Here is a 20,868-nt window from a genome sequence, read left to right on the forward strand (position 1 = left end):
TGCGCCTGTTGTGGGCATACTGCGAAGGATAACCGCCAGACGCAAAGCCAGTTTAAATGCGCTGCGTGTGGTTATGAGGCGAACGCCGATGTGAACGGCGCTCGCAATATTTTAGCGGCGGGACACGCCGTTTTAGCCTGTGGAGGCGTGGTGCAATCAGGCCGCCCGATGAAGCAGGAACCCGGTACTGCGCGAGCAGCTATCACCCAGTAATGGGAATCCCCCTCCTGTGACGCGAAGCGCTAAGGTGGGGGAGGATGTCAACAACCACAAATACGCCGAACAGCTGGAACGCTCCGGCTGCACCCAGGTGACCGAAGCCCAGGGCTGCGATATTCACAAGAGCAAGGCGGAAAACGCCAAGGCAGGATTTGGCACCGCCGCCCCGGCCGCCGACGGCGGATTGAACATGAGCTATGAGCAGAAGCTGGAGCGCTCAGGCTGTACCCAGGTGAGCGAGCTCAGCGGCTGTGACATCAACAAGAGCAAGGCCGAGAACGCCGCCGCCGGATTTGGCGCCGCCCCCGCAGCGGCCAGCGCCAGCCCCTACGCCGGCAACGGGGTCGCCACCTTCCCCGAGACGGGCGCCACGGTCGCGAACATCCGCATCGATGACAAGGATCAGGTGTGGGTCAACGACAAGCAGGTCAGTACCAGGAAATCCGACGGCGCCCTGGTGTTCAAGGAGGGCATGGTCATCTACACCATCCAGGGGGATCGCCGCCTCAAGGGAGAAGATGGCTGGGTCGACAACGATGCGGGCACCAAGGGGCCCATCGCGGCCAAATGACCCCGTCACCATCACGACAAGGGGAGCCGCGGCTCCCCTTGTCGTTTCTGCATGCCTGCAACCGACGCCCCCCTACCTCTTCTTCGGGAAGTCCAGCACGGCCACCACCGGCGAGCAGGACGGGAGCGCCGACCAGGAGGGGGCGTCGAAGATGAAGCGGGCGACGGCACAGGTCGGCATGCGAGTGATACCGGAGGAAAAGCCATGAGCCAGGTCGGTGAAGGCAGGATCATGACCCACCAGCAGTACGCAGGCGAGATCATCTGAAAGCTCCCCCACCACCCCGAGAAGGGTCCCGGCATCGCTCTCGTAGAGGCCCTCGTCGATGACGATGCGGTCCGGGGAATAACCCAGCTCCCCGGCAAGCAGCCGGGCGGTCGTCAGGGCCCGGCAGGCGGGGCTCGAGAGGATGAGATCGGGCTTCACCCCAAGGTGCGCCAGACGAGCCCCCATCAGGGGCGCATCGCGCAGCCCGCGCGCAGCCAGCGGACGAGCGCGGTCAGACAAAGACGCGTCTTCCCAGCTCGACTTGCCATGGCGTACCAGGATCAGGGTTCTTCTCATGACGCACTCCCTGGTTGATCAGAGCGACAGGCAGCCCCTCAGACCACCCCCCATTTGCCAGCATGAAGGGGCAGCAGCACAGTGGCGCAGATGAGGGTCCAGCCGGTCAGGTGGAGGAAGGACTCCCCCGGTAGCAGCGCTTGATCAGGATGGGGTTGAGGGCCATGGCCACGCAGCCGAGCAGGTAGATGCGATTGCCGGGAGCGAGGCTGAAGGAAAAAAGCCCGATGAGGGGATCATCGGGCTCTGCGGCAAGGATCAGGGACTCACTTCTTCCATGAAAACAAGCCGAAGGGGTTCGGCCAGCAGTTCGTCCGCCTGGCGAGCGAAAGCCTGGAAATACGCGGTCTCACAGTGGGCATCCAGGGCGGCCTGACTCACGAAGGCTTCCCGCATGTAGAAGGTGCCGGGTTCATCCTTCAACTCGAACAGCACGTAATCGAGGTTGCCCGGCTCCTGGCGAGTGGGACCAATCAAGGTAAGCAGGGCATCGCGAAGACGCTCTCCCATGCCGTCACGGGCCTTGAGCACCGCGATCGATACCAGTTTGTCTGTCTCTTTTTTCATCCAGTTATCTCCGTTGTACATCGTCAACACGCCAGAGAGTGCAACCTGGACAGCTATTTATACTGCCGGATGCGCCTCCATCAGACGTTGCCCAGTGTAGGCAGGACGGTGGGGGCCATATAGGGGGGCAGAATGAACACTGTGTTCAACGGGGTGGATAACCACACCGTGCACGGAGGAACAAACGAGCGGGAGGGATCATGGCGCAAAGGGTGGCAACGGGACCCGCCAGGAGGCGGCACGGCTTGCTGCCCCTGGTCCAGGCTAAGGGCCTGCAGACCAACGTTCAACGTCAAGGCAATAGGTGGTGAAAGGGTGTTCGCCCAGGCGCGTTTTCCTCACCCAGATGGCCCGTCTGGCGAGGGATCGATAAGGCTGGCGGGTATCCAGCAAGTGAAAGAGGATCGTCCGATGGCCAAGCTCCCTCGCCCACCCCATCATCTCGTTGAAAATCGCCACGCCGCTTCCCCAGCCGGCCTTGGCGAGCACGATGGCAAGCTCCACCCCCTCATCATCGGGCTGGATACCGCACCACCCCGCCAGGGTGCCGTCGAGGAAGATGGCGCGCACGCGGCAACCTGGCCGGGCGTCAATTCCCAGCTTGTACGCCATCCAGTCGTGCACCCCGGCCACATCGAAAAGCGGGTGAGGGATCAGGTGCTTTCGCAGCGTCTCGTCGTTGAGCAGCGGCAGAAAATCCTCTGCCCTGACAGCAGAAAAGGGGCTGAACACCATGGAGGTCTCTCTCATTGCCCGAAGAGGCCCTCCTAGTAGGGGCTGCCATCCTTGTGTCTGGCTGACCAGGCGCCATCGGCACCCTGTACCAGGGCCAGATCGTCGTCGGGATAGTCGACGGTGTCCCCTGGCAGCCTGTCCCCCACCTCGAGATAGACAGCGTCCACCTCACCGTGGTTGAGCAACTGGTGGGCCAGGCCGCTGCCCCCCTTGAAGCCGATGCACTCCCCCGGCGACATCCGGTACTCCTCCTCCCCGTGGCGCAGGGTGGGATTGCCCGAGAGCACATAGACGAACTCGTCCTGCAGGCCGTGATGGTGCTTGAGCGCCGAGATGGCCCCCGGTGCCAGGGTCGTCAGATTGACCCCGAAATTGGCGAGGCCGAAATGATCCCCCAGCCTGCGCCGGGTGCGGTGCTTGACCAGGGAGGCAAAGGGCTCCGGATAGAGGGACTTTGCCTTGTGCTCGGGAATGGCCGTTGCCTGAATGGCACGCTTGTCAGTCATGTTCTGATCCTCCCTGTGAATGACGTCTCTCTTTATAGCCTGCTCCTTAGCGGCGAAACATGGGCAGGGGTTGAAGGGGTGTCTCGCACACCATGCCATGCCCGGTTGCCGCCAGATGGCAAAGACGCCCTGTTTTTCGTTTGGCTATCTTAATGGCACACCGGAAAATGGGAAGCCGCGTTGGCAACATTACCAATGGAATGAAGAAGATGGCCCGCGATCACTGGGAAGCGCCCTCTTCCAGCGGCCCGGGTATGGAGGGGCACCGGCACATGCAGACCCGGTGACTACAGCACCTCAATCCTGACCTTGATAAGCCCGGAACGGGGATTGCCGATGGCGCTGAACGCCGCTTTGGAGAGATCGATGATGCGCCCGCGGGGGAAATTGCCCCTGTCGTTGACCCGCACCACCACGCTCTTGCCGTTGGCGAGGTTGGTGACCCTCACCAGGGCGCCGAAGGGCAGTGTCATGTGGGCGGCGGTGTTGGCGTGGCGCTGGTAAGGCTCCCCGCTGGCGGTGCGCTTGTTGTGGTAGCGATCGGCGTAATAGGAGGCAAGCCCCGTCTGGGTATAGCCTCGCCAGTTGCCCGCACTGCCTGCATCAGGCTGGCTGCTGCAGGCGGCCAGCAGCAGGCACAGGGAGGCCAGCAGCCCTTTTTGCACCATGGTCCTCATCATCTACTTCCTCGACCCGTTATGAGATGTCGCGTTCGCCCCGTCCGGCTGTCATGGCCAGACGGGCGCCCGCGAGCTGGAGCCTACTCTCTCACATTTCCCATGGAAAACGGGAGGCCCAAGCCTCCCGTTTGTGTGTTCACCCGTCAGCCCCTGTCAGGGGAACCATATGCTGATCGATATATGCCTGGTTGTACAAAACAACCAACATGTAGTCTCCACCAATACTACCCCAAATCCCCCCTTTGCCTTTCGAGAAAGTCACTAAATTTTCGTGTGGAGCCAAAATAATTTGGGTATGCCTGCTTTAGAGCACGGACATCAGAGGCGGAGACAAGAACAGATATAATTATCTTTTCATTTAAATCAGCTTCATTTAACTCAGCAAGAGCTTTTTCACTGTTTTTCATTGAGAAGTGTTTAACTGTTACCTGTATTTTCTTTTCCTGTTCTTCGAGTATGTGCATGCAAACAAGAAACAATCCCTGTCCACTCCTCCCTTGCTTTACAGCTTTATGATCTGTCGTAAATGTTATGGCTAATGTATACCTTGCAAGTTTTAATACAACATCTAACTTATCAGCAAGCTCACAAAGCTCCTGCCTAAGACTTATAAGAGTTTGTGCATCTTCGATAACGCATGCTTTTTCTTCATGTGATACCAATCGCCCAGCGATGGAAAACAGCTTACGCCAGTCATCATGCCCGTCATGCCTTGTCTTTAGATTAATCTGCTCAAGAGTATCAATAATCTCTAGACTTGTAGCCCAAGCATGCTGCAACTCAGTTCTTAGCTGAACTTCAACCTTTGCTTTTTTCCATTCGTGATCAGCCAGTTGATTTTCATAGCAGCTGTACACTAAATGAACACCACCATATCCACTTTCTTTAGGTGTGAGATAGTCTTTGATACTCACTATTTTATGAACCGAGCGACTACTCTCTAATTTCTTTTGAAGCTGTTTCAACTGTTTTATATTTTTTACTATAGCTCGACAGCCCGCAATGTCTTGCATACGCGTCAATTTAATTGAATTAGTATTGTGCCCATCTAGCGTCGGTCTTTCCAACTTATCAATGATGGTCGAAAGCCGTTTAAGTCGTCTCGCAACCAAGACTTTGTTACTAACCTGAGATGCAATTCTTGCCAAGTGATTTTTCATCAACATTAATGGGTAAAGATGATATTCACGAAATCCTTGAATTCTCCTTATAGCTTCAGAGCGCCCCGTATCATCCATGCCATGCCTGATATCTCTAGCCGCACGGTCAATTTCATTTTTACTATATTCAAGTGGTTTTTTTTGGTTTTTATACTGTGAAATTGCCATTTAAAATCCTTTTGTAATTCTGGCCAGTATAGGTGTCAATATTATTTTGACAGTTTACCGTTGCTTTAACTGTAAAAAAAGATGCATTGCTCATGTAAAACGGGAGGCCCAAGCCTCCCGTTTTCATACCTCGTCCGTCAGCCTCTGTCAGGCGATGAGCTTGTCGTCGGCGAAGCCAAAGCCGCGCAGCCCCACCACATGCACATGCTCGTGCTTGCCCTGCACCTTGCGGATGAGCTTGTAGGTGGTGCCCTTCTCGGGGCTGATGTTCTCCGGCGCGGCGATAAGCAGCTGCATATCCTGGCGCTCGCACAGCTCGAACAGGGTGGCGATGGATTTGCCATCAAGCCGCGCCGCTTCGTCCAGGAACAACAGGCGGCAGGGAGCGATGTCCTTGCCGCGCAGACGGTGGGACTCCTCCTCCCAGCTGATGAGCACCATCAAGAGGATGGCCTGACCGGTGCCGATCGCCTCGCCGGTGGAGAGGGCGCCGCTCTCGGCACGCAGCCAGCCGTCAGCCCCGCGCTGCACCTCGATCTCCAGCTCCAGGTAGTTGCGATAATCCAGCAGCACGTCCCCCATCACCTGATAGTTGCGCTCCCCCTGCTCCACCTGCGGGTTCAGGCGCTGGAAGAGCTTGGCCATGGCCTCGGAGAAGCTGAGCTCCTTGTCGGCGAAAAGATCGTTGTGCATGGCGCTCTGATCGGCGAGTGCGGTCAGGAGGCGAGTGTGGGCCTCGCGGATATTGACGTTGAGACGCACCCCGCGCACCAGACCGAAGGCGATGTTCTGCAGGCCCTGGTTCAATACCCGGATGCGGTTCTGCTCCCGGCGGATGATGTTGGTGATCTTGGCCGCCACCTCGTGGGAGGAGAGCGACAGATGGGTTTCCCGCTGCTTGAGCTCGTCGGCGAGGCGCGCCAGCTCGATCTCCATCTCCTCGATGGCTTCCACCGGATCGTCCGAGCGGATGATGTCGTTGCGGATGCGATCTTTCAGGTAACGGTAGACCTGCACGTAGAAGGCGACCTTCTGCTCGGTGCTGCGGTTGCCTTCCGACAGACGCAGCGCATCGCGCAGGGCCTCGTCGTGGGCCACCGCCACCCGCAGGGCGCCGAGGGCCTTGTCCGACATGGAGCGCAGCTCGTCGCTGTCAAGATAAGCCAGCTCGCGCTTGTTCAGACGCTTCTCGACGTCGGTCTCCCGTGCCAGACGCACCACCCGCGACCAGCTCGCCTTGTGACCCACCAGGGATTTACGGGCGCTGTAGTAATCCTTGCCTTCCAGCTTGAGACGACCGCCAAGGGATTCGATTTCGCGCTTGCACACCTGCAACTGGGCCTCGGCGCTGGTGCGGCGGGTCCGGGTGCGGATAAGCAGCTCTTCAATCTCTTTCTTGTGGGCACGGGCCTTCTCTTCCATATCGTCAGAGAGGGTCAGCCCCATGGCCGCCAGCTCCTGCTCGAACTCCGTCAGGGTCTGCCCCTTGGCCGAGGCGCTGGAATCCAGCGCCGTGCGCAGTTGCAGCGCCTCGGTGTGGCGCTGGGTGATCTGCTTGTGCTGCTCACCGGCGGTGCGGGCGGCAAGCTCCGCCGCCTTGAGCTTCTCTTTGAGTCGCTCGCTCATCTCGGACGCCTTGCCCAGCAGGTCTTGTGCATCCTGATAGGCAAAGTGCGGCAGACGGGCCACCAGCTGATCGAGGGCGTAGCAACGGCGCTTCTGCTCGGCCAGCAGGTCGCTCACCTCGTCAAAGGCCGCCTGCAGTGCCGCCAGATCCTGGGGATCCTGGCGCAGCACCTGCACCATGGTTTCCAGTTTTTCCAGCGCCTTGCCGTGTTTGGCGATAAAGGCTTCGGCTGTTTTAAGCGCCTCCACGTCGGCGTGAGCCGCCTCGAGGCGGGCCGCCAGGTCTGCCTCGGCAAACAGGTGGGCAAAGGGCAGCATCCCCTGCACCAGCTGGATATGGCGGGTCAGCTGGGCGGCGGCGGCTTTGGCATCACTCAGCTGCTTGTCGCACTCGGCGATGGTTTCTTGCAGCTTGCGCTGCTCGGCCTGTTTGGCCTGCACCTCGGCTTCGGGGTCCGGGCGGAAGGCGATATCCAGATGCTGGCCGATAAAGTCGCGGAAGTGGCCGTAGAGACGGTGGTACTTCTGCTGCTCGAAGGCGGCCTTGGCGTAGCCCTCGATGAGGTTTTCCCGCTCCAGATCGAGCTGCTCGATCCGTTTTTCCCGGGCGGCGCGGCCAAAGAGCGGCAGCTCGGGGTAGCGGGAGAAGCGCACCTGACGCTTGCTGGTGCGCACCAGCACGGCGTCCCCCAGCTCGTCCGCTTCCACCAGATCCTCGTCAAAGGAGTCGGGGTTGCCCTGAATGAGGTAGATATCTTCCGGGCAATCTTCCAGCTTTTTCAGCCGCTCGATGGCGCCTTCGAGGTCGAGCACCACCAGGGCGCTGCGAGCCGGGCCGTAGAGCGCGGAGTAGTAAGGGGCATCATCGATGGAGATGTCGTCATAGACGTCCGAGAGCAGCACGCCCCCCACCTGCTCGGCGATGCGGGCAAGACGGGGATCCGCCTCGCCGGCACCCAGCTGCAGGTTGCGAATTTGCATCTCCAGCGCCTGTTTCTGGCCCTGAATGCGGTTGCTCTCCTGCTCGAACTCCCGCTCCTTGTCGAGCACGCTCTGCATGCCGGAAGAGAGTTCTTCGGCGGTGGCCAAGGCCAAGCCACTCTGCTCGCGCAGTTGCTCGAGTTTTTCAAAGGATTTGAGCCAGCGCGGGGCCAGCTTGGTCAGTTCCGCGATATCGCGGCCCAGCTGAGTGCCCTGATGCTCGAGGCTGGCGCGGCGCTGATTGGCCTCTGCCTGCTGCTCGGCGAGCTCCTCCTGGCGGGTGCGCTGGGCTTCGAGGAAGATCTCCAGCTCGTCCTGGCTGGCAATGTGCTGACCAGACGCCTGGGCCAGCTCGTCTCGCAGCCGCAAGAGGGTCTTCTGGCTTTCGCTCTCTTTCTCGAGGCGAGCCAGGGCGGCGCGCAGACCCTGGCCCTGGGCAATGCGGGCCTTGTCTTCGATGTGGCGCTTGAGCAGCCCCTGTGCGGTAGGCCAGGCAGCCTCGCGCACTGTCTCGGGTGCGATGCTGAGCAGCAGCGCCAGCGCCGCTTCGTGTTCGGCCACCGCCGCCTTGGCCAGCGCCAACTGCTGCTCGGCCCCCAGCACCCGGCTGGTCAAGCTCTGCTCGGCTGCGCGGAACTGGTGCAGGGTGTCGCTCGCCTGCGCAGGCTCGAGCCCCGGCAACTCGCACTGCTCGCGGGCGTTTTCCAGGGCCTGCACCGCCTGACGGTACTGGATGGCACGGGTCTGCTGGATATCGAGCGCCTGCTGGTAGTCGGCCAGCTGGGTCTTGAGGCTGTCCACCTCTGCCTGGGCCAGCTCCTTGCGCTCCTCCACTTCCAGCAACTGGCCGTGGATCTCTTCCACCACCGCCTGCTGCTGCTCCAGCTTGTCGTTGAGCTCCGCCAGATCGGCACGATAGAGGGCAATCTTCTTTTGCAGCGCCACGGCCGCCATCACCTTGGCCAGGTGCTCGGCGGCGGACTCCAGCTCGTCGGTCAGGAGCTTCTCGCGGTTGGTGAGCTGATCCACCTCGTCCGCCAGATAGATGGCGCGCTGCTTCTCCTCGGCCAGCAGACGGCGTTTGCCGGCGAGCTCAGAGCGTGCCTTGAGGGCCAGCTCGGAGAGACGGCTCTTCTCGGCGGCGCCCCGCACATACTCCGCGGCCACATAGTGGGTGGTCTCGGTGATGAGATTCTTGAAGAGATCCCGCTGACCTTGGGTCTCCTTGATGGCTTCCAGGGTGCGGCGGTTCTCGTAGATGGCCGCCTCCATGTCCTGGAACGCCTTGCGCACCCCGGAGTTCTCCGGCAGCAAGTATTCACGCAAGGAGCGGCTGATGGACGAGGAGATGCCGCCGTAGAGGGAGGCTTCGATCAGGCGATAGAATTTGCCGCGATCCTTTTGATCACGCAGCTTCTTCGGGGTGATGCCGAACTCGAACATGAAGTTGTGATAATCGGTCACCGTATTGAACTTGGCGACCTTGAGCGCCCCCAGCTCCGCTGCCGCCCCTTTTAGATCGGCGAAGGCACGTACCCGGCCCTTGCCGTCGTCGAGCTTCTCCAACAGCAGATCCGTGGGCGCCAGGTGCTCGGGCACATCCACCAGGGCGAACGGGGTGATGTTGACCTTGTTGTCCCGGTTCGCCACCTGTTCGAGGTGGACGCCAACCCAGATCCGCTGCTCGCGGCTGTTCATCACTTCCAGCAGCGAATAGCAGTGGCCGCGCTGCAGCTTGCCGTAGAGCCCCTTGTCGCGGGACGCGCTGGAGGAACCCGCTTCCGTGGTATTACGGAAGTGAAGCAGTGACTGGTCGGGAATGAGGGCCGCGATAAAGGCCGCCATGGTGGTGGACTTGCCCGCGCCGTTGCCGCCGGACAGGGTCGTGACCAGCTGGTCGAGATCGAAGGTGCGGGCGAAGAAACCGTTCCAGTTGACCATGGTCAGGGATTTGAATTTGCCTCTCACGCCACACTCTCCATCAAACCGGCCGACACCATCAGTGCCGGCACATTAACGTTGCAGATCATCTTCCACCTCCAGCTCCAGCTGCTCTTCGTCCAGATCCTCTTCGATATCCTCGAACAGGGAATCGCTGCTCGGCATCTCGTCGTCGTGGAAAATGGCCTCCCCTTCCTGGATCATCCGCAGTTGCACCGCGCGGGGATCCTCGTCGGAGCGCACATCGGCGGCGAAGCGGAACACGGATTCGTTGACCCGGAATTTGTCGCTGTTGCCAAGGGGGGTGATCATCCCGAGGCGCTTGAGGCGACGCATGGAGGTACGGATCTTCTCGAGGAGCTTCTTCTTGTCCAGATCCGTGCCGCCGGAGCGGCTGTTGACCATGCGCAGCAGTTGCTTCTCGTCCGCCAGACTCAGCACCTCTTCTTGCAGCTCGCCCATGGCGAACACCCCTTCAGAGGCGAGGCGGTCCGGGCTCAGGAAGAGGTAGCAGAGCACCTTGCCCACCAGCATATCGAGCTCAGATAACACTGTTGTTCCAATGTCGGCGCTCGGGCGCGGACGCAGGTAGAAGAAGCCTTCCGGCGCCTTGATGAGTTCCACCTGATAGCGACCGTAGAAGATCTCCAGTTCCTGGTGGTACTCCACCAGGGCCGAGTGCTGCTCGAATTCGTCGGCACTGATGTGGCGACCGGAGCGCAGGGCGGTGTCGATGCGCGGAAACAAGGGGTTGGCGATGGCCTCTGCGAGACGCAGGGGCAAGGGGAATTCAGTATTGATCGATGACATAGGCCTGAACCTTGGATCCAGCTTGGTTGATGGGTTTCCATGCGGGTTGGCGGTGGTGCTCGCGCTCACCGCTGGCATGGCCGAGACGCACGGCCTGATCGATCAGGAGGCGCGCCACGTCGAAGTGGGCATGGGCCGGGTAGTCCAGCAGGTATTCCCGCAGCACGTCGGCAAGATCCAGCCGATCTCCCTGCTCCGGGTAGCGGGCCAGGTAGCGCTCGATGCGCTCCGCCAGCTCCTGGTTGATGTCCACCATCTCCACATACTCCATCTCGAGGGGCACCTCGCCGGTCACCTCCTCGTCGTGGATGGCGATGGTTTCATCCCGTAGCTCCAGCAAACGGGGCTCTTCGGCCACCCGCAACAACCAGCTGTGCTGCTCGAAGTTGCGGATGGATTCGCGCAGCCGCTGGCTGAAGGCGCGGTTCTTGTCCATGTCGATGGCGTTGCGGATGAACTTGTGGACGTGCCTGTCATAACGGGACCAGAGCTCGATGCACTGCTGGCCCCAGGCGGTGATGACGTCCAGACGCCCCTGCAGGGCGTGGGTCAGCTCCTCGACATGGAACAGATCATCGCGCCCCTGGGCCGCTTCCTGAATGTTGAGCAGCCCCGCCTGCAGGCGGTGGCCGGCGGCGTCCAGGGTGTCCTGCAACTCGCGCAGGGTCTGGCCGGTCTCGTGCAGGAGCTTCTCGCAGCTGTGGATGGCATCGACCCAGTTCTGGGTCAGCAGGGCCGCGATCTCGCTCTTGACCTGGTTTTGCTGCTCGTCCATGGCGCGCTGGGTGAGATCGATGCGCCCGAGCGTCTCTTCCAGGGAGAAGGAGAGGCGCGGCAGCACCTCGGCGTCCCACTGCTCCCGGGTGTTGGTCTCGAGCGCCGCCTTGCGGGCGGTGTCGAGCTCGGCCGCCAGGTGCTCGAGCAGGATGGAGAGCTTGATGGAGTCCACCTGGCGCTGATCCATGAAGAAATCGACGATGCTCATGCCAAGGCGCGACAGGCGGTAGAGGCTCTCCCCCGCCACCATGTCGGTGGTGAAACGCGACAGCAGTTGCTGGCGAATGAGATCGTTGATGGCGTTGTTGGCGCGACCGGTGAGGGTCTCGTCCATCTGGCCGAAGGCACTGCTGACATAGCCAAAGGCATCGTGCAGCGCGGCCTCCGAGAGATCAGACTCGTCCTCGGAGAGCGTCTTGATCGCTATCAGAAAGGCCAGCCTGTCGGTGGGGAGGTGCAGCGCCAACCCCTCCTGTCTGACCCATCCCACCGTCTCTGGCAGGGTACGGGATGTACTCATCATGACGTTATCATCTCGTTGTTATAGTCGGCAGGTCTTCGCCCGCCGTGGTGATATAGGCCGGGGTCGGTGGCGCCCCGGCGGCTGGATCCCGCATCGTGTTCACGCCGGTGTGTCTCAACCGGCCGGTTTCTGGGCCATCACATGGATGTAGCGCCCCAGGGAAACAAAGGGCTCCTGGCGGCAATATTGCTGCTCCATGGCGAGCAGGTCCTCGAACTTCTCGACCTGATCCTGCTTGTGGCGCATGTAGTCGTGGATGACGCGCACCCCGGTCTTGCCGATGATCCGCAATCCCCCCCGGCCTATCCAGTCATAGACCTGCTCGGGCAACTGGGGATTGGTGGGAGTCAGGGCAGTCTGGCGTTTCTTGCGAAGGCCCAGGCGCACATAGTCGAAATTGCCCACCACCAGGCTCTGGAACAGGAGGCCGTGACGATTGTAAAAAAGCAGCGACAGTATGCCCCCAGCCTTGACGAAAGGGAACAGACCCAGCAAGGTCTGGCGCGGCTCGGCGAGCCACTCCAGTACCGCGTGACAGAGCACCAGATCGAAGGTGCCGGTCACGTGGTGCTTGAGATCCTGAATGGGGCAATGGATGAGACGAATTCTGTCTTCCAACCCCTTCTGGGCGATCTGCTCCCGGGCCAGATCCAGCATTTCTGCCGACAAATCGCACAGCTCCACCTGGTGGCCCATGGCCGCCAGTTTCTGGGCGAAGTAGCCAAAGCCGCCGCCGGCATCCAGGATGCGCAGCGGCCGGTTGCCCAGGCGCGCCAGGCAGGCTTCGATGTCACTCCAGACAATGGTGGTGCGAATGCGCCCCTTGGTGGAGTCGTAAATGTTGCGAGCGAACTTGTCCGCGCGCCCGTCAAAACTCTGATCTTGCTTCAAGACACACTCATCTTCGACCGCCCCGCCATGAGGGCCGCAGGAGGAACCACACAGGATTGGGCCACAGGAAAAAAGAGGGGTATTCTGTCACATCCCGAATTTGCTGAAAACTCAAGGACGTGTCTGTCGTGTTCGAGCTCAACTTCTTTGTCATCAAGAAATGGCTGGGCCATCTGTTGATGCCGCTCCCCTTCTCTCTCTCCTTGTTGGTGCTGGCGCTCGCGTTGCTCTGGTTCACCCGCTTTCAAAAAAGCGGCAGGCTGCTGGCGACCCTCTCCTTGGTGATCATCGCCCTGATGGGGACGCGGCCGGTGAGCTACGAGCTGGCCCGCAGCCTGGAGCAGACCTATCCCCCCTTCGAGGTGAGCCAGCATCCTGACATCCAGGCCATCGTCGTGCTGGGCAACGGTCATGTGAGCGATCCGGCCATCCCAGAGCGCGCCTGGCAAAACAACATCTCCCTGGCGCGCACCCTGGAAGGGGTTCGCCTGGCCCTGGCCTATCCAGAGGCCGAGCTGGTCTTCTCCGGTGCCGTGGCCGGGGATCCCCTGTCGAACGCCGAGGTCAACGCCCGCATGGCGGCCAGCCTTGGCATCCCGCGTGCGCGCATGACGTTGTTTGAAAACAACAAAGACACCCATGACGAGGCGGTCAGCATCGCCGCCCACCTCAACGGCAAGCGGGTGGCGCTGGTGAGTTCGGCCACCCACCTGCCCCGGGCCATGGCTCTCTATCGCAGTCAGGGACTCGATGCGGTGCCGGCTCCCACCGATTACACCGCCAAGCAGAGTCAGGAGCTGCAACCCCTCTACAGCTACCTCCCCAAGGGGCGTTATCTGATGTATTCCGAGGCTGCCATTCACGAGTGGATTGGGGTATGGTGGGCCCGTTTGCGTGGGCAGGTCACCGAGTGAGCAATCGCGCCTTGCATTCCTGATTTGGATCAGGAAAGCGAAAAAAAATTACGTCATTTGCCGCCAGGTCAGCTATCTTGGGCTCGGTTCAATTCATATAATGTTGCGCAATCAAATGCCTAGGAGATATAGAAGATGAGACAGCACCTGGTAATGGGTAACTGGAAACTGAACGGCACCAAGGCTTCTGTAGAAGCACTGATCAAAGGACTGACCCCGGCCGCTGCCGCTCATCCTTCCGTGCAAGTGGCCGTCTGCCCGCCGGTTATCTTTTTGGGTCTGGTTGAACAGCTGACCGCTGGCAGCAAGATCGCCTATGGTGCCCAGAACGCCGACGTTCACGAGTCCGGCGCCTTCACCGGCGAAAACGCCCCCTCCATGCTCAAAGCCTTCGGCTGCACCTACTCCCTGGTCGGTCACAGCGAGCGTCGTACCCTGCACGCAGAGACCGACGACGTGGTGGCTGCCAAGTACGAAGCCATCCAGAAGGGCGGCCTGATCCCCGTGCTGTGCATCGGTGAAACCCTGGCCCAGTTCGAAGCCGGTACCACCAACCAGGTGGTCGAGACCCAGCTCAAGGCCGTGATCGATCGCTGCGGCATCGCCTCCTTCGAGAACGCCGTCATCGCTTACGAGCCGGTATGGGCCATCGGCACCGGCAAGACCGCCACCCCGGAGATCGCACAATCCGTGCATGCTCACATCCGTCAATACCTGGCCGGTTTTGATGCAGCCGTGGCTGCCAAGGTACAGATCCTGTACGGCGGCTCCGTGACTGGCGCCACCGCTGCCGACCTGTTCGGCCAGCCGGACATCGACGGTGGCCTGGTGGGTGGCGCGTCCCTGAAAGTGGACGACTTCTCCCAGATCATCGCTGGCGCCGCCAAGTAAGCGCCAAGCAAAGAGGGGCCCCGCCCCTCTTTGCATATCGCTTTCCTATGGACCCTCTCGCCATAGGAAAGCCGATATAGTAAAAGCGGCCAGCCGTATTTTTCAGAATCTTGATTTTCGACAACTCAGATCCAGAGGCACTCATGACCAAACAAATCAAACGTATTGGTGTTTTGACCAGTGGTGGTGACGCACCGGGTATGAACGCAGCCATCCGCGCCGTGGTGCGCGCCGGTCTGCATCATGGCCTGGAAGTTTACGGCATCTATGATGGCTACCTCGGTCTGCACCAGGACCGTATCGTCAAGCTCGAGCGTCACAGCGTCTCCGACGTCGTGAACCGTGGCGGTACATTCCTCGGCTCCGCCCGTTTCCCCGCCTTCAAGGATCCGAAAGTCCGTGCCGAAGCGGTCGAAAACCTGAAGAAACACGGCATCGACGCCCTGGTGGTCATCGGCGGTGACGGCTCCTACATGGGTGCCAAGAAGCTGACCGAAGAGGGCTTCCCCTGCATCGGCCTGCCGGGCACCATCGACAACGACATCGCCGGTACCGACTTCACCATCGGCTTTGACACCGCCCTGAACGTGGTCGTGGACGCCATTGACCGCCTGCGCGACACCTGCAGCTCCCACCACCGCATCTCCGTGGTCGAGATCATGGGCCGCCACTGCGGCGATCTGGCCATGTCTGCTGCTGTTGCCGGTGGTGCCGAGTACGTGATCGTGCCGGAAGTGGCCTTCGACAAGGAGAAGCTGCTGCAACAGATCAAGGAAGGGGAAGCCAAGGGCAAGAAGCACGCCATCATCACCATCTGCGAGCACGTCACCGACGTCAACGCCCTGGCAAAAGACATCGAGGCCATGACCGGCCGCGAAACCCGCGCCACCATCCTGGGTCACATCCAGCGTGGCGGTTCTCCCACTGCCCGTGACCGTATCATGTCCAGCCGCATGGGTGCCTTCGCCGTCGAGCAACTGCTGGCGGGCCAGGGTGGCCGCTGCGTCGGCATTCAGGGCAACGAGATGGTGCACCACGACATCATCGACTGCATCGAGAACCTGAAGCGCCCGTTCAACCAGGAGCTGTACGATCTCTCCACCACCCTGTTCTAAAGGCTGTGGTCTGACAAAAAACCCTCCTCTGGAGGGTTTTTTTATGCGGGCTCCTCACCCCCTCCTCCCTCTGCGGGGGCCCGGCTATCCACTGGCCACTGTCGCCATGTCTTACCCCTTGCCCGGCGGCCCTGAGCCTCTGACCCCACGACCTTCTCCTTTACTTCTTTCCCCCGCTTTTCTGCTTGCTCACCTTGTTCGCGACGGGTCTGGATAAAGGCCTTGGTGCCGCAGAGCCACGGCCCTGCGCCAGGCCTCACCTGCCCTTCATCCCATCACACTGGCGCCATATAGCCACCCGGGTGGGCCGACGATCTCTCCCGCTTCCCCTGCGCGCGGGCCCGGTGGCTCGCCCCCCAAGAAAACAGCGAAAAACGGGGCTTCCGGCCACCCAAGGCCCCATGAAGGTCAAACCCCCATTTTCCCGCCTTACCCCTTCCCTTCCATGCTCCTTTGACGGCCCTTTTGTCGTTTTTCCGTACTCTTTTTGCACCCAGCCTGTTTGGGATGAGCAGAAAATTGAGGCTTCATCGGATAACCCTGGCTGGCAACAGCCTTGCAGACTGAGGTTAGGGCACAAGTCGTGAGAAAACATGACATGGGATGACAAAACCTGGCTAGCAGCCACCAACCTCCCTATGGCGACATCAATCTGCGCATCCCGCAGGCCATTTTGCTGCTGAAAAATGGAAATCACCACAAAAACTCCAATCGGAACCACCAAAGAGAGCGTCATAAAAATAACATAACTCAATGTATTTAAAGGCTTTATATTCATCCACTTTCACTGGCATCACCACAAAACCCTTCACAGGACAAAAAACGCCCTTAAACTTGGAAAAATGCAGCCGCATTCCACCACCAAACCATTTTTGCCTCATAATTACATTTTTCGTTGTTTTATCGTTCTGTTGTGGTATCTTGGTTCCATCATGAGCCAACCAAGGGAGATAAAATCATGAAAGAGTTCGTAGTTACCGCCGTTTTCACCGTGTTTTTCACTCTGGTTGCCGTCTCCATGCCGTCGCTGGCACAGCTCTAAGTCGGCCAATCAGCCATCTGCCACCTCTGCCCCAGAGGGGCGGTTCAAAAAACAGACTGCAACATGGGTTTTTGACGCGCCCTGGCAAAGGATGATGCCAAGCCATCATTGAGCGCTATCTGCGCACACAAAACGACCTCGTCGACATCCATGCCATCTTTCAAGGGGAGCCCGGGCTCCCCTTGTCGCATCTCCCCCTGCGGGATTTACTCTTGTCCCCCTGCCCGTCACAATGGCCGCTGGATTTGCTACGCAGGAACCACCATGACTCAGGATGCCTTGCGCCACTGGCGCCGCGACCTTCATCGTCACCCCGAAGCCGCCTGGTGTGAATTTCGCACCACCACCCTCATAGCCCAACACCTCACTGAACTCGGTTTCTCCATCATGCTGGGGGATCAACTGCTCGCCAGCACCCTCATCATGGGACGGGAAATAGACGTCGAGGCCCAGAAGGCCCGTGCCCTGTACCAGGGGGCGCATCCGGAGTGGCTGACGCGGATCGACGCACTCACCGGCGTGATGGGACTCTGGGAGAGCGGGCGCCCCGGCCCCACCCTGGCGTTTCGCTTCGATATCGATGCGGTGGAGGTCGAAGAGAGCCAGGAGGTGTCACACCTGCCCGGCCAGGGAGGCTGGCACTCCGCCAACCCGGGCTGGATGCACGCCTGTGCCCACGATGGTCACACCGCCATCGGGCTGGTGCTGGCCGAGCGGATCGCGGCCCTCGCCGATCGCCTCACTGGCCGCATCAAGCTCTTCTTCCAGCCGGCTGAAGAGGGCTGCCGAGGCGGCAAGGCGCTGGCGGCAGGGGGGCAGCTCGACGACGTGGACGCTCTGCTGGCACTGCACATCGGCATTCACGCGAGCAGCGGTGAGCTGGTGGTCAACCCCACCGAGTTTCTCTGTTCAACCAAATTCGACGTGGAGTTCATGGGGCAAGCCGCCCATGCGGGGCTCGAGCCCAACGCAGGCCACAATGCCCTGGCGGCGGCCTGCATGGCCACCACCGCCATGCTCGGCATTCCCCGCCATCGGGATGGCATGACCCGCATCAACGTGGGGCAGCTCAACGGCGGCAGTGGACGCAACGTCATCCCGGGCCATGCCCGCCTGATGGGGGAGACCCGTGGCGCGACGCCGGCCCTCAACGACTACATGTTCAATCAGGTGCAGCAGATTGTGGAGGGGGCGGCCCTGATGCAGGGCGCGACCTACCACATCCGCAAACAGGGGGAAGCGATCGGCATCGAGAACAGCCCAGCCCTCATCGAGGAAATCGTGCCTCTCGCACAGGGGAATTCCCTTGATACCATCCACACCCGCCGCTTCGGGGCCAGCGAGGATGCCGGTTTCCTCATCGAGCGGGTACAGCAGCACGGCGGCGAAGCCGCCTATCTCATCCTGGGAGCCAACCTCGCGGCCCCCCACCATCATCCGGAGTTCGACTTCGACGAAGCCGTGCTGGCCCCCGGAGTGGCCTTGCTGGAGGCCTGGCTGCTCGCCCGCCTCGGCCGCTAGCAGACGCCGGATGCAAACAAGGCAGCCCATGGGTTGCCTTGTTTTTTTACATCCTTGCGGGCATAGGGGACCTACTCTCCCAGCACGATCGCGCAGAGATGGGCGAAGTGGTGGATCTCGTGGGTCGCCTCGCACGGGCCTGTCTCCCGTCCCGGGTTGTACCAGCAGGTGGCAAGCCCCTGGGCGGCGGCACCGGCGATGTCGGTCTTGGGATTGTCCCCCACCATCAACACCCGCGCCGGGCTCGGCTGACCCATCTGCGCCAAGGCATGCTGGAAGATGGCCGCCGCCGGCTTGGTCACCTGCACCTCGTCAGAGATAACGAGAGGCTCAAACCAGCTGTTCCAGCCCAGTTTGTCGAGGCGCCCGCGCTGGGGCAGGCTGAAGCCGTTGGTGATGATCCCCATTCTGACCTTGCTCTTCAGGGCCTGCAGGGTCTCCTCCACCCCCTCCAGCGGCACGCTCAGGGCGATGATCTGCTGCAGGAAGGTCTCGTTCATCGCCATGGGCGCCACGTTGACCTGCTCGGCAAAGAGCGAAAAACGGGTCTGCTGCAGGTGGGTGGCGTCAATCTCCCCTGAGTTGTACTGCTGCCAGAGCCGCTGGTTGAGGGCATGGTACTCCGCCATCTTGGGGGGAGTCGGCGCCACGCCGTAGATCTGCAGGGTCCGCTCCAGCGCCCTGGCGACCGGAAAATCGAGCACGGTTTCGTCCAGATCGAACAGCACCCAGTCATAGCTTGCTTGTTTCACGCTTGTCCTTATTGATTGTGCTTGGCCACGTTGTCATGCGTCGGGCGCCCCCATCCCCAGAGGGCTGTCGAGCAGGGTCAGGGTCAACCTGACACCAAAGCCGGTTACCTCGCTGCCCACCACGCCATTGCCCCCCTTGTTGCGAAAACCACTCAGGTCGAGGTGCAACCAGGGAAGCTCGGCGGGCACGAAGCGCGTGAGAAAACGGGCGGCATCGATGTGATCCGGGGAGGCGCCCGGCGCGCACTGTAACAGATCGGCCCACTCGCTATCGAGGTTGTCATCGTAATCCTCGTCTAGGGGGAAGGGCCAGACTCGCTCCCCGCTCTGCTGGCCCAGCGCTATCAGAGTGGTGAGCCACTCGGGGCGGTTGGAGAAGGCACCGCTGTAACGGCTGCCGAGCGCCCGTTTGCAGGCGCCAGTCAGGGTGGCGTAGTCGATCAGCAAGTCGGGGTTGTCCCCGGCCGCCAGGGTCAGGGCATCCGCCAGTACCATGCGACCCTCGGCATCGGTGTCCACCACTTCGATGGTGGTGCCGTTGAGGGCGGTCACCACCTCACCGGGCCGGAAGGCCTGCGGGCCGATGTGGTTCTCGGCGATGGCGAGCCAGCAGTGCACCTCAACGGGGAGTTTCGCCCGGCTGATGGCCAGCAGCGTGCCAAGGGCCACCGCGCTGCCCCCCATGTCCAGGTGCATGCCATACATGCTGCCACCGACTTTCAGGTTGTAGCCACCGGAGTCGTGACAGATCCCCTTGCCCACCAGCGCGAGGCGGCGCACCGGGTTGGCCGGGCAGTAGCTGAGCCTGACGATGGCGGCCTGACCGTTTGCCGAGCCCCTGGCCACCGCCAGGAAGGCGCCGGCGCCCAGGGTGGCGAGGGCCGCCTCGTCAAACTCCTGCCACTGCCACCCCTCCTGCTGCGCCAGTTGCTGCACAAAAGCCCGGTAGCCTTGGGCGTCAAGCTCGGAGGCGGGCAGCACTGCCAGGTGGCGAGCCAGACCGTTGCCTTCGGCTTCTGCGCTCAGGCGGGCCATGTCCAGCTCGCAAGGGGGGGAAAGTTGCAACTGCTGATAACCCGGTCTTGTCGCCTCACTCCGTTTCTGGGTCGGCAGGGTCACATCGGCGGCGAGCAGGCAGGCGAGCACCACCCTTGCCAGTTGCGCGCGATGCTCATCGTCAAAGCCCTCCAGATGGAGCGCCAGGTGCGTCGCCTTGAGGCCCGCCAGCGAGCCCACCCAGCTGCGCACCTGCTTGTAGAGCCGATGATCCAGGACCGGGCGGGCATCCATGAAGATCACCCGTTGCAGCCCCTGACTGTCGTCAAGGGAATAGGGGGCCTTCTGACCCAGGGCTATCTGGGTTGCCACGGCGGCAAAGGGAGGCGTCGCCAGCAGGGTATCGCGCGCTGAGTCGGCAATGAGCAGGAGTTTGACGGCAGCCGACCCTGCCATTACTTCGGCGAGGGAGGTGTTCTGCATCGTGATTTGGGGAGAAGAATAGCTAAAAGGGGTCATCACAGGGTGCGGCCTCATCCATGAACAGAAAGCAGGATGATACCGAACAAATGGCGAGAGGGATCGGAAAAACACACATTATTGTGTGCAAGCAACAGATGCTGGAGGTAATCAGAGAGGTAATGCAGAAGAAAATCAGTCAGAAGTTGGTTGCGGGGGCCGGATTTGAACCGACGACCTTCGGGTTATGAGCCCGACGAGCTACCGAGCTGCTCCACCCCGCGTCCGAATTGCATTGCCACCACAAAAAGCAGAGCAGTTGCTTTTTGCTGTCTTCGTCTCCACCGCAGCGCTATGCGCTTGTCATGGATACAAATAGTTGGTTGCGGGGGCCGGATTTGAACCGACGACCTTCGGGTTATGAGCCCGACGAGCTACCGAGCTGCTCCACCCCGCGTC

The 20,868-nt window shown here is 60.9% G+C and carries 19 protein-coding genes and 2 tRNA genes; 6 read left to right on the plus strand and 15 right to left on the minus strand.

Annotation, left to right across the window (positions count from 1 at the left end; genetic code table 11):
* On the plus strand, nucleotides 1-213 hold a 213-nt coding region (locus AB5Y70_RS15620; RefSeq protein WP_368175974.1), incomplete at its 5' end, for a zinc ribbon domain-containing protein.
* Nucleotides 214-229: 16 nt separating this feature from the next.
* Nucleotides 230-790 (plus strand): hypothetical protein, encoded by a 561-nt coding sequence (locus tag AB5Y70_RS15625; protein ID WP_080988556.1) that lies wholly within the window; start codon nucleotides 230-232, stop codon nucleotides 788-790.
* A gap of 72 nt (nucleotides 791-862) precedes the next feature.
* Here the strand turns inward: AB5Y70_RS15625 and AB5Y70_RS15630 are convergent, their stop codons facing one another.
* The 10 genes from AB5Y70_RS15630 to cmoM all read right to left on the minus strand — a co-directional run bounded on the left by AB5Y70_RS15630 (nucleotide 863) and on the right by cmoM (nucleotide 12,719).
* A complete protein-coding gene (locus AB5Y70_RS15630) occupies nucleotides 863-1,354 on the minus strand; it encodes a histidine phosphatase family protein (protein ID WP_200164167.1) in 492 nt (163 codons plus the stop codon).
* Between the two features lie 258 nt (nucleotides 1,355-1,612).
* Nucleotides 1,613-1,921, minus strand: a complete 309-nt coding sequence (locus tag AB5Y70_RS15635; protein ID WP_010674842.1) for a putative quinol monooxygenase — start codon at nucleotides 1,919-1,921, stop codon at nucleotides 1,613-1,615.
* Nucleotides 1,922-2,185: 264 nt separating this feature from the next.
* On the minus strand, nucleotides 2,186-2,671 hold the full coding sequence (locus tag AB5Y70_RS15640; RefSeq protein ID WP_043156538.1) for a GNAT family N-acetyltransferase: 486 nt from the start codon (nucleotides 2,669-2,671) through the stop codon (nucleotides 2,186-2,188).
* Nucleotides 2,672-2,688: 17 nt separating this feature from the next.
* Entirely contained in the window at nucleotides 2,689-3,162 is a 474-nt protein-coding gene (locus tag AB5Y70_RS15645) for a cupin domain-containing protein (RefSeq protein WP_039040728.1), read from the minus strand.
* 287 nt (nucleotides 3,163-3,449) lie between these two features.
* Nucleotides 3,450-3,839 (minus strand): septal ring lytic transglycosylase RlpA family protein, encoded by a 390-nt coding sequence (locus AB5Y70_RS15650; protein ID WP_162624605.1) that lies wholly within the window; start codon nucleotides 3,837-3,839, stop codon nucleotides 3,450-3,452.
* A 227-nt stretch (nucleotides 3,840-4,066) separates the two neighbouring features.
* The gene (locus AB5Y70_RS15655; protein ID WP_049636015.1) at nucleotides 4,067-5,170 is read right to left on the minus strand and encodes a RelA/SpoT domain-containing protein; all 1,104 of its coding nucleotides are present in this window, start codon (nucleotides 5,168-5,170) and stop codon (nucleotides 4,067-4,069) included.
* 147 nt (nucleotides 5,171-5,317) lie between these two features.
* Nucleotides 5,318-9,745, minus strand: a complete 4,428-nt coding sequence (mukB, locus tag AB5Y70_RS15660) for a chromosome partition protein MukB (protein ID WP_368176079.1) — start codon at nucleotides 9,743-9,745, stop codon at nucleotides 5,318-5,320.
* A gap of 45 nt (nucleotides 9,746-9,790) precedes the next feature.
* Nucleotides 9,791-10,528 carry a chromosome partition protein MukE gene (gene mukE / locus AB5Y70_RS15665; protein ID WP_029314572.1) on the minus strand — a complete coding sequence of 246 codons (738 nt, stop codon included), beginning with the start codon at nucleotides 10,526-10,528 and terminating at the stop codon, nucleotides 9,791-9,793.
* Entirely contained in the window at nucleotides 10,509-11,828 is a 1,320-nt protein-coding gene (gene mukF, locus AB5Y70_RS15670) for a chromosome partition protein MukF (protein WP_182975758.1), read from the minus strand. The genes mukE and mukF overlap by 20 nt, the downstream gene beginning before the upstream one ends.
* A 114-nt stretch (nucleotides 11,829-11,942) precedes the next feature.
* Nucleotides 11,943-12,719 (minus strand): tRNA uridine 5-oxyacetic acid(34) methyltransferase CmoM, encoded by a 777-nt coding sequence (cmoM, locus tag AB5Y70_RS15675; RefSeq protein WP_128314270.1) that lies wholly within the window; start codon nucleotides 12,717-12,719, stop codon nucleotides 11,943-11,945.
* Between the two features lie 128 nt (nucleotides 12,720-12,847).
* Between cmoM and elyC the strand changes: the two genes are divergently transcribed.
* The 3 genes from elyC to pfkA all read left to right on the plus strand — a co-directional run bounded on the left by elyC (nucleotide 12,848) and on the right by pfkA (nucleotide 15,639).
* A complete protein-coding gene (gene elyC / locus AB5Y70_RS15680) occupies nucleotides 12,848-13,633 on the plus strand; it encodes an envelope biogenesis factor ElyC (protein ID WP_268453058.1) in 786 nt (261 codons plus the stop codon).
* A 135-nt stretch (nucleotides 13,634-13,768) separates the two neighbouring features.
* Nucleotides 13,769-14,524: a triose-phosphate isomerase gene (gene tpiA, locus AB5Y70_RS15685; RefSeq protein WP_029314576.1), complete on the plus strand. Its 756-nt coding sequence runs from the start codon at nucleotides 13,769-13,771 to the stop codon at nucleotides 14,522-14,524.
* 143 nt (nucleotides 14,525-14,667) lie between these two features.
* On the plus strand, nucleotides 14,668-15,639 hold the full coding sequence (gene pfkA / locus AB5Y70_RS15690; protein WP_010674852.1) for a 6-phosphofructokinase: 972 nt from the start codon (nucleotides 14,668-14,670) through the stop codon (nucleotides 15,637-15,639).
* A 647-nt stretch (nucleotides 15,640-16,286) separates the two neighbouring features.
* On the opposite strand, the gene AB5Y70_RS15695 is transcribed toward pfkA, so the two are convergent.
* Nucleotides 16,287-16,520 carry a hypothetical protein gene (locus tag AB5Y70_RS15695; RefSeq protein ID WP_125117274.1) on the minus strand — a complete coding sequence of 78 codons (234 nt, stop codon included), beginning with the start codon at nucleotides 16,518-16,520 and terminating at the stop codon, nucleotides 16,287-16,289.
* Between the two features lie 425 nt (nucleotides 16,521-16,945).
* Here AB5Y70_RS15695 and AB5Y70_RS15700 point away from each other — a divergent pair, with 425 nt between their 5' ends.
* Nucleotides 16,946-18,202 (plus strand): amidohydrolase, encoded by a 1,257-nt coding sequence (locus AB5Y70_RS15700; RefSeq protein WP_010674854.1) that lies wholly within the window; start codon nucleotides 16,946-16,948, stop codon nucleotides 18,200-18,202.
* Between the two features lie 71 nt (nucleotides 18,203-18,273).
* On the opposite strand, the gene yjjG is transcribed toward AB5Y70_RS15700, so the two are convergent.
* The 4 genes from yjjG to AB5Y70_RS15720 all read right to left on the minus strand — a co-directional run bounded on the left by yjjG (nucleotide 18,274) and on the right by AB5Y70_RS15720 (nucleotide 20,866).
* On the minus strand, nucleotides 18,274-18,954 hold the full coding sequence (yjjG, locus tag AB5Y70_RS15705; protein ID WP_368176080.1) for a pyrimidine 5'-nucleotidase: 681 nt from the start codon (nucleotides 18,952-18,954) through the stop codon (nucleotides 18,274-18,276).
* A 33-nt stretch (nucleotides 18,955-18,987) separates the two neighbouring features.
* The gene (locus tag AB5Y70_RS15710; protein WP_029314577.1) at nucleotides 18,988-20,472 is read right to left on the minus strand and encodes a leucyl aminopeptidase family protein; all 1,485 of its coding nucleotides are present in this window, start codon (nucleotides 20,470-20,472) and stop codon (nucleotides 18,988-18,990) included.
* A gap of 144 nt (nucleotides 20,473-20,616) precedes the next feature.
* Nucleotides 20,617-20,693 (minus strand) — tRNA-Met (locus AB5Y70_RS15715).
* 96 nt (nucleotides 20,694-20,789) lie between these two features.
* Nucleotides 20,790-20,866, minus strand: a tRNA-Met gene (locus AB5Y70_RS15720).
* Between the last annotated feature and the right edge of the window lie 2 nt (nucleotides 20,867-20,868).

The organism is Aeromonas sp. s1(2024), from assembly GCF_040908005.1.
Taxonomy (GTDB): Bacteria; Pseudomonadota; Gammaproteobacteria; order Enterobacterales; family Aeromonadaceae; genus Aeromonas; species Aeromonas caviae.